Consider the following 12,475-nt stretch of genomic DNA (forward strand, 5'->3'; position numbering starts at 1 on the left):
TGCGACCCCACCCCCGCGCCCACCCCGACGCCGGGACCCATGGCAACGCGGACCCCTCTGCACACGCCCGCCGGGTAAGAGGACGACCCCCGGATCACTGATCGCCCCCGCGCCGGGTGCCCCCACCCCACCGCTACGGCGACAATGGCCCCGTGCGGTACAGAATCCTGGGCGTCACCCAGACGGAGGACCACGGCACCGTCGCGAACCCCGGCGGCCCCCGCCTGCGCGCGCTGCTCACCGCCCTCGCCCTCCGCCCCGGTGACGTCGTCACGCCCGCCACCCTGATCGACGAGGTCTGGGCGGAGGACGACCCGCCGCAGGACGCCCCCGCCGCCCTCCAGGCCCTGGTCGGCCGCCTCCGCCGTACCGTCGGCAAGGAGGCCGTCGACTCCGCCCCCGGCGGTTACCGGCTCGCGGCGACCCGCGACGACGTCGACCTGTTCGTCTTCGAGCGCCTCGTCCACCAAGGCACCACCGCCCTCGGACGCGGCGACGCCTCGACCGCCGCCCGGCACCTGGACGAGGCACTCGCCCTCTGGCGCGGCCCCGCCCTCGCCGACCTCCCCGGACATGCCGCCGGCCCCGAGGCCCTGCACCTGGAGGCGACCCGCACCCGGATCGAGGCAGGGCTGCGCCTGGGCGACGCCCACGACGCCGTACCGCGGCTGCGCGAACTGACCGCCGCCCACCCGTACGACGAACCGCTGCACGCCCTCCTCATCGGCGCCCTGCGCGCCACCGGCCGCGACGCCGACGCCCTGGCCGCCTACGAGCGCACCCGCCGCACCCTCGCCGAAGGCCTCGGCACCGAACCCGGCCCCCGGCTGCGCGCCCTGCACGCCGAACTGCTCGGCGCCCAGGGCGCGGTGACCACCTCCCAGGCACCCGAGCGGGCTCCCGACGGCCGCCGCGGCAACATCAGGCCCCGGCTGACCACCTTCGTGGGACGGGAACGCGAACTCGACGCCATCCGCTCCGAACTGCGTGCGGCCCGCCTCGTCACCCTCACCGGACCGGGCGGGTCCGGGAAGACCCGCCTCGCCGAGCAGGCCGCCGCCGGGCTCGACCAGGCGTGGCTGGTCGAACTCGCCCCGCTCGACCGCCCGGAGGCCGTGCCCGGCGCGGTCGTCAACGCCCTCGGGCTGCGCGAGACCGTGCTGATGACCGGAGACCGGCCCACCGTGCAGGACGACCCCGTCGCCCTGCTCGTCGAGTACTGCGCCCCGCGCAGCCTGCTCCTGGTCCTCGACAACTGCGAACACGTCATCGGCGCGGCGGCCCGGCTCGCCGAGACCCTGCTGACCCGCTGTCCGGGCCTCACCGTCCTCGCCACCAGCCGGGAACCCCTGGGCGTGCCCGGCGAGTCGGTCCGCCCGGTCGAGCCGCTCACCCCCGAGCAGGCGCGGCGCCTGTTCACCGCGCGCGCGAGCGCCGTACGCCCCGACGCGGACGCGGCCCTGCGTGACGAGGAGGCGGTCGCCGAGATCTGCCGGCGCCTCGACGGCCTGCCGCTGGCCATCGAACTGGCGGCCGCCCGGCTGCGGCTGCTCACCCCGCGGGAGATCGCCGACCGGCTCGACGACCGCTTCCGCCTGCTCACCTCGGGCAGCCGTACCGTCCTGCCCCGCCAGCAGACCCTCCGCGCGGTCGTCGACTGGTCCTGGGACCTCCTCGACGAGGCGGAACGCACGATGCTGCGCGAGCTGTCCGTCTTCGCGGGCGGCTGGGACCTCGCGGCCGCGGAGGCCGTGACCACCGGGCCCGCGGCGGAGCTCGTCGGGGCCCTCGTCGACAAGTCCCTGGTCGTCGCCGACCCGGGCGCCGACGGCGCCGGCATGCGCTACCGCATGCTGGAGACCATCCACGAGTACGCCGAGGAACGCGCCGCCGAGGTCCCCGGGCTGCGCGCCGCCGCCGAACGGGCCCACCGCGCGTGGGCCCGCGCCCTGGCCGAGGAGGCCGACCCGCGGCTGCGCTCGGCCGGGCAACTGCCGTACATCTCCCGCCTGGAGACCGAGCACGACAACATCCGCGCGGCCCTCGACCGCTCGCTCACCGCGGGCGAGGAGCCGGAGGCCGCCGCCCTCGCGCTCGCCATGGGGTGGTTCTGGTGGCTGCGCAACTACCGCCACGAGGGCGTCAGATGGCTGGACCGGGTGCTGCGCCTCGGAGCCGCCCTGGACGCGGGGGACGGCCGGGTGCCGGCGCCGGACGTCCTCGCCCGCCGTACGGCTGCCGCGGACCCCGTCGACGCGCTGCTGGCCCTGCCTGAGGACGGCCCGCCGCACCCGCTCGGCTCCCTGCGCATGCACGTGCGGATGATGCACATCCTCCTCACCTTCGAGACCGCGCCGAGGGAGGGGCTGCTGGACGAGCGCATGCGGCGGTACGTCCGGCGGGTGCGGGACCACTTCGCCGCGGGCGGCCCCGAAGCGGCCCGGGTGCCCGGTCTCGTGTGGCCGCTGACCGAGTTCTTCGTCAGCGACTCGGGCGACGTCCGCGGCTCCATGGACGCCTCCGTCGCCAACTGCCGTGTGTACGGGGGCGAGTGGGAGATCGCCGCGAGCCTCATGTTCCGCACCCACGCGGTGGTCGACCTCTCGGGCACCCCGGTCGGCATCGACGACGACCTCGCGGAGATGCGCGTGCTCAGCCGCCGCGTCGGCGACCGTCTGGTGGAGGCCCAGGTGTGCAGCGCCTTCGGCGAGGCCGCCATGGTGCGCGGCCGCTACGAGGAGGCCCGGGCCGAGTACGAGGAGGCCCTGCGGCTCGCCGAGGAGGTGGGCGCCTTCGCGGAGGCGCCGTTCCTCATCGCCCGGCTCGCCGAGATCGCCTACCGCGAGGGGGACCACGGCACGGCACTCGGCGTACTCGACGAGGCCGGCGCCGCGGCGGACCGGTACGGCGTCGTGGACTCCAAGGCCTTCGTCCTGATGCTGCGGGCCGGGCTCGCGGTGGTGGAGGAGGACTTCGCGCGGGCGCGCCTCCTGTGGGAGGCCGCCCGCGAGGAGTGCCTGCGTGGCACGCCGCCACCGCAGTTCCTGGCCATGCTGGGCCTGGTGGACGCGCTCGTGACGGCGGGCGAGTCCGGTCCGGGGGAGGCCTTGTCGCTGCTGGCGGGCACCATCCGGACGGCCGTCGAGGAGCGGTGCGCCGACCTGGTCGTCGCGACCCTCGTGGACAGCGCGGCGGGCCTGCTGAGCGACCTCGGCGACCAGGCCCGTGCGGTACGGCTGCTCGGGGCCGCGGGCCATTGGCGCGGCGACCGCCCGCGCCCCATGCCGGACCGCGCGCACGCCGAGCGCGCCGAGGCCGCCGCCCGCGCCGCCCTCGGCGGTGAGCGGTACGCCGTGGAACTGGCCGAGGGGGCCGTCCTCACGCCCCGCGACGTCATCGGGGAGCTGGCGGCGGTGGTGGGGCAGCCGGTCCCGCAGGCCCCTACGCGCAGGTGAAGCGGGACTGGGCCCAGTCCGCGAGGGCCACCGTGTCGAAGGGGCTGTGCGGCTCGGTCACCAGCCGCAGCGTCTCGCGCCCCGTGATGTCCAGGTGGACCGGCACCGCAGGGTCCCCACCCTTGACCATCCCCGAGTTCCACAGCCGGACGCCGTCGGCGTACACCGAGAAGTGGACCTTGCCCAGCTTCATCGTCAGGTCGTCGATGCCGGCGAGGGCGTCGTAGGACGAGCACGCGCGGTTGAGGTCGATGGTGACCGAGGAGCGTCCGTGGACGGTGACGCCGTGCGGGTACGACACGTCGTCGATCGTCAGGGCGGAGCGCTGCCACACCCAGCTGCTTCCGGCCAGCCGCATCTCGGGGCCGGTGCCGTCGCCGCTCACGTCGTACGCCAGCTCGCTCCACTGGTAGACGGTCGGGGCGGGCGGTGGCGGCGGCGGTGGTGTCGGGGTTGGGGTTGCGGTGGGAGTGGGGGTCGGGGTGGGTGTGGGGGTCGGCTTCGGCTTCGGTTTCGGGGTGGGCTCGGGAGTGGGTGTGGGGGTCGGCTTCGGGGTCGGTTTCGGCTTGGGCGCTGCCACCGGCGCGGGTGGGCGGGGCGGGTCTGTCGAGGGCGTGGGGGTGTCCGGGGCGGGCTGTGCCACCGGTGACGAGGCGGGCGGGGCGGCCTTCGGCGGCTCCTTGTCCGGGGCGTCGTTGCCGGCCAGCGCGAGGGCCAGCGCCGCCGCGGCGGCCACCGCGACCACGCCGGCCGCGATACCGGCCTTCACCGGCGCGCCCAGCCCCTCGGAGGCCGCCGCGCCGCCCCCGGCGCCCGCTCCGCCGGAGCCGCCGCCGCTCGCCGCGGCCGCGGCACCCGCCGCACCGGCGCCCGCGCCCCCGGCGATGAGGCCCGCCGCCTTCGCATACCCGGCGGCACCGAACCAGCCGATGACCGCGACGGGCACCACGGCGGGAATGCCGCTGGCGACCTCCTCGATCTGCGTCGCGGCCAGCCGGCACCTGGCGCACTCGTCCAGGTGCTTGCGCAGCCCGCGTTCGGCCCGGATGCGCAGCCTGCCGCGCGCGTAGGTGCCGAGCTGGTCGGCGTAGCGGGCGCACTCCTCGTCGGTGGCGAGGGCGTCGCTGACATGGGCCTGGAGGTAGGCCTGCTTCAGCCCCTCGCGGGCGCGGCTGGCGAGGACGCGGGTGCCGTTGGCGTCCAGCCCGAAGAGCACGGCCACCTCGCTCGGCGACTCGTCCTCGACCTCGGTGTGCCACAGCACGGCCTGCCACCGTTCCGGCAGCGAACGGAAGGCCCGCATGGCCATCGACTGCTCGGCCTCGTGCATGGCGCGGACGTCGGCGCCCAGCTCCAGGGTGTCGTCGTCCGCCTTCGTGGTGTGCGCGGCCCGCGCGGCGAACACCGCGAAGTCCTCGACGAGTTGCTCCCGTCCGGCCGACCTGGTCCAGCCGGCGGCGACGCGCCGGACCGCGGTGAGCAGGTAGGCGCGCACGGCGTACTCGGGCCCCGAACCGCCGCGCACCGCCTGGAGCATGCGGGCGAACACCTCGGCGGTGAGGTCGTCCGCGGTGTGGGCGTCGCGGCAGCAGGTGCGCGCGTACCGGCGCACCGCGTCCGCGTGGCGCCGGTACAGCTCCTCGTAGGCCGTGTCGTCGCCCGAGCGCATCCGCTCGATCAGCTCCGCGTCGGACACCGGAAGCTCCCGCGGCGGAGGCAGGACGCCACCGTCGTGCAGCTCCCGCGGCGGCGGCAGAACGCTGTCCTCGTGCAGCTCGCGCTGCGCCGGAACGCCGGTCCCCGCACGGTCCCCGTCCTCGACAGTGCCCTCGCGGCCACCGTCCTCGCCCGGCCGGTAGCCCTTCTGAGGGCCACCGGCCCGCCGGCCGTGGGCCGGGCCGCCCTGGCCCGGCACCTGCGGCGCGTCCCCGTCCCGGGTGTCGCCCGGCCCGACGTCACCGGGGCCGTTCGCCCCGTCACCGCCGAGTGCCCCGTCCCGCCCGTCAACGCTCATCGCGGAAAGCCCCCGCCAACCTGCCCAGCCCGTCCGAACACCGGGTCAGCGTGCCATATTGGCTTTTGTTCAGGACCCCCCTGTGCCGACCATCACTCGTCTGTGGGGACTTGCCGTGCGGTGGTAATGACGCTCAGCCGTTCGGGGTAAGGATGAAGCGGCCGCCCGACGGCTCCGCCGCCGCCTCACGCCGGCCGTGACCGCAGCCCCTCCAGCAGGATGTCCAGCAGCCGGGCCGAAGCCGCCGCCTGCTGGGCCGGGTCGGGCAGCGAGGGCGCCGCCGTGGCTATCACCAGCAGTACGTCCGACACCGACACGTCCGGCCGCAGCTCACCCGCCGTCCGCGCCCGCTCCACGAGCCGGCCCACGACCTCCAGGAGCGCCGCGGCCCCGTCGTCGCCCACCACGGAACCCACGACGGAACCCGCGACACCGGTCGACGCCCCGGACCTGGCGGCCTCCTCGGGCACCAGGCGCAGCTCGCCGGTGCCCGGCTGTATCCGCTGCTGCGGCACCCGCGCGTCACCGGCCGCCGCACCACCGGCACCGCCGGCACCGCCGTCGGTGTCGTCCGGCACCCCGACCCGCAGCACCTGCGGCGGCAGCAGCCGGCCGGCGCCCGAGGCCACCGACGTCCGCAGGAAGCGGGACAGCGCCGACCACGGCTCGTCCTCCTGCCCGAGCGCCGTGCGCGCCTGGTCGGTCAGCCGCGCCGTCTCCTCCTCGGCTATCCGGCGCACCAGCACGTCCTTGCTGGGAAAACGCCGGTACACCGTGCCGACACCGACCCGCGCGCGCCGCGCCACGTCCTCCATCGGCGCGCCGTACCCCAGCTCGCCGAACACCTCCCGCGCCGCGCGCAACACGTGCTCCAGATTGCGCTGGGCGTCCACGCGCAAGGGCGCGTTCCGTGCCGCGTCGCCGCGTGCGCCGCCCGCCGCCGGGTTCATCGCACCGCCGGGCGCGACGGCCGACGCGGACGACCAATGAGAATCCTGCACATGCATAGACAATCCCCCGGTAATGACGTCTCCCCCCGGAGACACTCCCCGCCATCGAAAGCCGGAGCGCGTGGAACGGGCCCGGTTGCGCGGCCCGCCCGTCGCGGACCCCATGGCACATCCCCCTGCACACCGTCGGAAAGAACATAGTTGAGCGGGGGTCAATTCAGAAGGGGCACGTTCCGCACGGAGCGCCCCCCGATCGGCGCACGGATCGCATACGCCCCGAATGTGCTGCCCTCCGACCCCGTACTCACCCATGCTGACCTGCGTGATCACCCCGCACCACGGCGATGCGCCCGGCTCGGCGCCCGGACGATCTCCGGTCACACAAATTGACGAGCCTGTGGACAAACGCAAGCGCCGGGTGCGTCATGGGATGGTGAAGGAACGTGCGCGCATTCTCGTTGTCGGTGGTGGCTACGTCGGGATGTACACGGCCCTGCGGCTGCAACGGAACCTCAAGGGCGAACTGCGGCGGGGCGAGGCCGAGATCACGGTCGTCACCCCCGACCCTTACATGACGTATCAGCCGTTCCTCCCCGAGGCGGCGGCCGGTTCCATCTCCCCGCGGCACGTCGTCGTGCCCCTGCGGCGCGTCCTCGGCCAGTGCGACGTCGTCGTCGGCGAGGCCGAGTCCATCGACCACACGACCCGCACCGCCACGGTCACCACCCTCGCCACCGACGAGGAGCGGACGGGCGCCCGCCGGATCACGTACGACGAACTCGTCCTCGCCCCCGGCTCCGTCTCGCGCACCCTGCCCGTGCCCGGACTCGCCGACCACGGCGTGGGGTTCAAGACCGTCGAGGAGGCCATCGGCCTGCGCAACCACGTCCTCGAACAGCTGGACATCGCCTCCTCCACCCGCGACCCCGCCCTCCGCGACGCCGCCCTCACCTTCGTCTTCGTCGGCGGCGGCTACGCGGGCGTGGAGGCCCTCGGCGAGCTGGAGGACATGGCCCGCTACGCCGCGCGGTACTACCACAACGTCACCCCCGAGGACATGAAGTGGATCCTCGTCGAGGCGTCCGGCCGCATCCTGCCCGAGGTCGGCGAGGAGCTGGGCCGCTACACCGTCACCGAACTGCGCCGCCGCAACATCGACGTACGCCTGGACACCCGCCTCGAGTCCTGCGCCGACCGCGTGGCCGTCCTCAGCGACGGCTCCCGCTTCCCCACCCGCACGGTCGTCTGGACGGCCGGCGTCAAACCGCACCCGGTCCTCGCCGCCACCGACCTCCCCCTCGACGACCGCGGCCGGCTCACCTGCACCGCCCAGCTGTCGGTCGACGGCGCCCCGCACGCGTGGGCGGCCGGAGACGCCGCCGCCGTCCCCGACGTCACCGCGCCCGAACCCGGCCGGGAATGCGCCCCCAACGCCCAGCACGCCGTCCGCCAGGCCAAGGTCCTCGGCGACAACGTCACCCACGCCCTGCGCGGCGAGCCCCTCGACACGTACGCGCACACGTACGCCGGCTCCGTCGCCTCCCTCGGCTTCCACAAGGGCGTCGCGCACGTCTACGGGCGCAAGCTCAAGGGCTACCCCGCGTGGTTGATGCACCGCGCCTACCACCTCAGCCGCGTCCCCACCGTCAACCGCAAGGCGCGCGTCCTCGCCGAATGGGTCATCGCCGGACTCTTCAAACGGGAGATCGTCTCCCTGGGTTCACTCGAACATCCGCGGGCGGAGTTCGAACTCGCGGCCGGTGGAAAGCCTTCCCAGGAGCCCCCGCACAACCCGAAGGGGTCGTCCTGACCGGTCTCAGGAACTCCCCCGGCCACTGGGGCGTCTGACGGATGTCGGCCGGGCGGGCACCCTGCCAGACTGGTCCACCACGCGGGCGCGCCGCCGCTCGCCCCAGCGCGGCCCCCGGGGCCCGGGCCGCCCCCGGCCCGTCCCGGTCCCCGGCCGCCGACAACTACACGAGGCAAGGATTCGTGAACTTCACGCGCTGGAGCGCCCGACTCCCCGGAACACAGCGCCGCGCCGCCGCGCGGACCGACACGGCCCTCTCCCCGGACCGGCGGGCAGACGGCTCCGTACCCGCCGCCCGCGCCGAGCAGCTCACCGACGAGGCCCCGCCCGCCCCCGAGGTGCCCGGCGTCGACGAACTGCCCGTACGCGACGTCCTCGACCGCGTCCCGGCCCTCGTCGCCCTCCTCCGCGGCCCCGAGCACCGCCTCGCCTACGTCAACGACGCCTACGTCGCCGCCTTCGGCGTGCGCGACCTCGGCGCCCGCGCCCGCGAGGCCCTCCCCGAGCTGGACGAGCCGGGCCTCTTCCCGCTCCTGGACCAGGTCCAGCGCAGCGGCAGGCCCCGCACCCTCAAGTCCCGCAAGGCCCCCGACGGCCGCTCCTACACCTTCACCTGCACCCCGGTCGCCGAGACCGACACCGGGACCGGGAGCGACGGCGGCCGGGGCGGCCGCGGTGTCCTGGTATTCGCCACCGACGTCACCGACCACGCGGAGGCCGCCGGACGCCTCCGCGCGAGCGAACGCAGCCAGCGCGAAACCGCCGTCACCCTCCAGCGCTCCCTCCTCCCGCAGAAACTGGAGGAGCCCGACGACCTGCGTGTCGCCGCCACCTACCACCCCGGCGGCACCGAGGCCGCGGTCGGCGGCGACTGGTACGACGTGATCACCCTCGGCGGCGGCCGCACCGCCCTGGTCATCGGCGACGTCATGGGAAGAGGCGTCCGCGCGGCGGCCGTCATGGGCCAGCTCCGCACGGCGGTCAGGGCCTACGCCCGCCTCGACCTGCCCCCGCACGAGGTGCTCCAGCTCCTCGACGGCCTCGCCGCCGAGATCGACGCCAACCAGATCGCCACCTGCGTCTACGCCATCCACGACCCCAACGAGGGCCGGCTGGTCTACGCGTCCGCCGGCCACCTGCCCATCCTGGTCCGCGACGAGGAAGGCACCGTCCAGCGCGCCGACGAACCCACCGGCCCGCCGCTCGGCACGGGCGGCTGGATCCACACGTCCGGTTCGATCGGCCTGCCCCCCGGTTCCACGGCCGTCCTCTACACCGACGGCCTGGTCGAACGCCGCGACGAGGACCTCGACGAGGGCATCGCCGCCCTGGAGCGCGCCCTGTCCGGCGCCGGCGGCACCCCCCAGGTGGTCTGCGACCGCCTGATCCGCTCGGCGGGCGTCACCCCGGACCACGACGACGACGTCGCCGTCCTGGTCCTCCAGCACCCCGCCCGCGGGGGAGCCGAGGCCGAGCTGTTCCGCAACGCCGCCCTGGAACTGCTCGGCGGGGTGGAGGCGGCCCCACGCGCGCGTGCCTTCGCCTCCGGCGTCCTCACCAGCTGGCGCTTCCCCACCGACCTGCACGACCTCGGCGTCCTGGCCACCAGCGAACTGGTCGCCAACTCCCTCCAGCACGGCACCCCGCCGATGCGGCTGCGCCTGCGCCGCACCGACCGCCGCCTGATCATCGAGGTGACCGACGGCGACGACCACCTGCCCAGACGCCGCCGCGCGGAGCCGGGGGACGAGTCCGGCCGGGGCATCGCCATCGTCGCGACGATCGCCTCCAACTGGGGGTCCCGGCGCACCCCGGGCGGCGGCAAGGCGGTGTGGTGCGAGTTCGTCCTGCACAAGCCGTGACCCGGCGCCGGAGGCGGAGGGAACCCCGGCCCCCGGCTGCCGGTCCGCTCACGCCTCCGCGACGACCACCGCGTCGGCCGGCGCCCCGCCCTGCGTGACCACCCGGCTCCTGGCCAGCGACGGCTGGTTCTGTACGTCCGTGAGCTGCCGCCCCAGCCGCACCGCCAGCACCGTGATGCCCAGCGAGAACAACAGGAACGCCACGATGTACGGCGCGTGCAGCGAGGCCCCGAGCGGCCCGCCCACCGCGGGACCGATCGCCAGCGCGAGCTGCTTCACCAGGGCGAAGGCGGAGTTGTACTGCCCGGCGAGCCCGGTCGGCGCCAGATCCGCCACCAGCGGCGCCAGCGTCGGCGACAGCATCGCCTCACCCAGCCCGAACAGCGCGTACGTCGAGATGAACGCGGCCGTGGCCATCGTCTGACTGCCGTGTCCCAGTCCGGCGTACCCGGCCACGGCCCACGCCACGGCCCAGATCAGCCCCACGGACGCGATCACGCGCGAGCGCTTGCGCCGCTCCACGAACTTCAGCACCGCGAACTGCGCGACCACGATCATCAGCGTGTTCGCCGCCAGCGCGGTCCCCAGTGCGGAGGTGGAGATCCCGGCCGCCTCGACGCCGTAGGCGCTCAGCCCCGACTCGAACTGCCCGTAGCAGGCGAAGAACAGCACGAAGCCCAGCACGCACAGCTGCACCATGGCCCGGTTGCCGAGCAGCTGCTTCCAGCTCCCGCCGCCGGTGTGTCCCGGCGCCCCCTCGATCCGGGGCGCGCGCGGCGCCCGCACCGTCGCCATGACGGCGACCAGCACCAGGAACATCGCCGCCTCGATGGCGAACAGCAGCGTGAAGGACGACGCACTCGTGGTGTCGACCAGGTGACCCCCGATGAGCCCGCCGACGCCGAGCCCCAGGTTCTGCAGGAAGAACTGCGTGGCGAACGCCCGCGACCGGGTCTCCGTCGTGGAGCAGTCCACGATCATCGTCGCGAGCGCGGGCTGCATCACGGCCTGGCCCGCCCCGAGCGCGGCGGCGGACAGCAGCACCGTGACCGCGGAGGCGGACAGCCCCAGGCTCAGCGCACCCAGCGCGGCGGTGACCAGGGCGACCAGCAGTACCGGCAGCGGGCCGCGCCGGACGATGGCCCGCCCGGCGAACGGCAGCACGATCAGCGCGGCCACGGCGAAGACGGCGAGCACGAGGCCCGCCGTGACGGAACCCAGTCCCCGTACCTGCGCCACATAGACGTACAGGTAGGGGACCGTGAAGCCGAGTCCGAACGCGCTGAGTGCGTTGCCCACGTGAATCCGGCGCATCGCCGCGCCCATTGCCCTGGTCACGTTCACCCTCTCTTGATCTCTCGGGATCGATCGCTCCAGCCGTTAGAGCTGAAGACTTAGAAGTTAAAGTTCGAAGGTAAAGAGTACATACCGAAGGACTTCAAAGCAAAGGAGCCGCGTGCCATACTGCGGCCATGGGCGACACCTCCGGCGCCGGCGAGCCGACACTCGAAGAGCAGATCGCCGCCTACCAGCGCGAGTTCCAGGACCTCGACCCGCAGGTCGAGAAGATCGTCTCGGCGCTCTCCCGCCTCAACCGCCGTATGAACGTCGCGTACGGCCGGCAGACCGCCGAGCTGGGCATCAGCAACACGGACTGGGAGGTGCTGAAGGCCCTCGTGCTCTCCGGCGCCCCCTACCGCCTCGGCCCCGGCGACCTCGCCAAGCGCCTCGGCCTCACACCGGCCGCGATGACCCACCGCATCGACCGCATGGTGACGGAGGGCCTGGTCACCCGGGAGCGTGACGAGACCAACCGGGTCCGGGTGATCGTGGCGCTCACGGCGGAGGGGCGCGAGAAGTGGCTGGAGGCCATGCGCCTCGCCACGGTCTTCGAGGAGGACCTGCTCCAGGACCTCTCCGCCGACGACCGCACCGCGCTAGGCGAGGTGCTCACCAGGCTCCTGCGCAGGGTGGAGCACGCGCAGCCGGACGCCGGTGGCCGGCTCAGCGACCTCGATTAAAGATCTTGACAGGGATGCTTGACAGTCCCCTGCGGGATCCGTAGGGTTCTTCGGGTTGCCACGGGACCGTAACGGTTCTGCGGTAGCACCTCCCGCCGCAGCAGCGGCAACCAAACCACCAGCACGACCTCCCAGCGGGATCGATTTCGGCGTGCCCGAATTCAATTCCGACCGCGATTTGAGAATCGCGGAGAGAGTCCGCTAAAGTTTGAGACGTCGGAACGGCCCAACAGCCGGGAAGACAGCCCCCTCTGACGGGGAATCAGGACCGAAAGGGTCTGATAGAGTCGGAACCGCCGGAAAGGGAAACGCGAAAGCGGGAACCTGGAAAGCACCGAGGAAATCGGGTCGGAAAGATCTGAT

Annotated in this window: 7 protein-coding genes; 4 read left to right on the top strand and 3 right to left on the bottom strand. The window is 74.0% G+C overall.

Features of this window, described 5'->3' with window-relative positions:
- Positions 1 to 152: 152 nt before the first annotated feature.
- Positions 153 to 3,455 carry a BTAD domain-containing putative transcriptional regulator gene (locus tag ACZ56V_RS37595; RefSeq protein WP_468948169.1) on the top strand — a complete coding sequence of 1,101 codons (3,303 nt, stop codon included), beginning with the start codon at positions 153 to 155 and terminating at the stop codon, positions 3,453 to 3,455.
- Here the strand turns inward: ACZ56V_RS37595 and ACZ56V_RS37600 are convergent.
- Together ACZ56V_RS37600 and ACZ56V_RS37605 are read right to left on the bottom strand one after the other, a co-directional pair.
- Entirely contained in the window at positions 3,442 to 5,469 is a 2,028-nt protein-coding gene (locus ACZ56V_RS37600) for a sigma-70 family RNA polymerase sigma factor (RefSeq protein WP_468948171.1), read from the bottom strand. The two genes, ACZ56V_RS37595 and ACZ56V_RS37600, sit on opposite strands and share 14 nt — an antisense overlap.
- 185 nt (positions 5,470 to 5,654) lie before the next feature.
- On the bottom strand, positions 5,655 to 6,476 hold the full coding sequence (locus tag ACZ56V_RS37605; RefSeq protein WP_467378501.1) for a TetR/AcrR family transcriptional regulator: 822 nt from the start codon (positions 6,474 to 6,476) through the stop codon (positions 5,655 to 5,657).
- A gap of 373 nt (positions 6,477 to 6,849) precedes the next feature.
- Here ACZ56V_RS37605 and ACZ56V_RS37610 point away from each other — a divergent pair, with 373 nt between their 5' ends.
- Both ACZ56V_RS37610 and ACZ56V_RS37615 read left to right on the top strand, forming a co-directional pair.
- The gene (locus ACZ56V_RS37610; protein ID WP_468948173.1) at positions 6,850 to 8,229 is read left to right on the top strand and encodes an NAD(P)/FAD-dependent oxidoreductase; all 1,380 of its coding nucleotides are present in this window, start codon (positions 6,850 to 6,852) and stop codon (positions 8,227 to 8,229) included.
- Between the two features lie 182 nt (positions 8,230 to 8,411).
- Entirely contained in the window at positions 8,412 to 10,091 is a 1,680-nt protein-coding gene (locus ACZ56V_RS37615; RefSeq protein ID WP_467378500.1) for an ATP-binding SpoIIE family protein phosphatase, read from the top strand.
- 48 nt (positions 10,092 to 10,139) lie between these two features.
- Here the strand turns inward: ACZ56V_RS37615 and ACZ56V_RS37620 are convergent, their stop codons facing one another.
- Entirely contained in the window at positions 10,140 to 11,417 is a 1,278-nt protein-coding gene (locus ACZ56V_RS37620; RefSeq protein WP_398918924.1) for an MFS transporter, read from the bottom strand.
- 146 nt (positions 11,418 to 11,563) lie between these two features.
- Here ACZ56V_RS37620 and ACZ56V_RS37625 point away from each other — a divergent pair, with 146 nt between their 5' ends.
- Positions 11,564 to 12,112 (top strand): MarR family winged helix-turn-helix transcriptional regulator, encoded by a 549-nt coding sequence (locus ACZ56V_RS37625; RefSeq protein WP_123625118.1) that lies wholly within the window; start codon positions 11,564 to 11,566, stop codon positions 12,110 to 12,112.
- Positions 12,113 to 12,475: the final 363 nt, after the last annotated feature.

It is taken from the genome of Streptomyces sp. NPDC034099, assembly GCF_055575415.1.

Coding starts and splice junctions, on each gene's coding strand:
- ACZ56V_RS37605 (WP_467378501.1), bottom strand. CDS start 6,476: ATGCATGTGCAGGATTCTCATTGGTCGTCCGCGTCGGCCGTCGCGCCC.
- ACZ56V_RS37625 (WP_123625118.1), top strand. CDS start 11,564: ATGGGCGACACCTCCGGCGCCGGCGAGCCGACACTCGAAGAGCAGATC.
- ACZ56V_RS37610 (WP_468948173.1), top strand. CDS start 6,850: ATGGTGAAGGAACGTGCGCGCATTCTCGTTGTCGGTGGTGGCTACGTC.
- ACZ56V_RS37600 (WP_468948171.1), bottom strand. CDS start 5,469: ATGAGCGTTGACGGGCGGGACGGGGCACTCGGCGGTGACGGGGCGAAC.
- ACZ56V_RS37620 (WP_398918924.1), bottom strand. CDS start 11,417: ATGGGCGCGGCGATGCGCCGGATTCACGTGGGCAACGCACTCAGCGCG.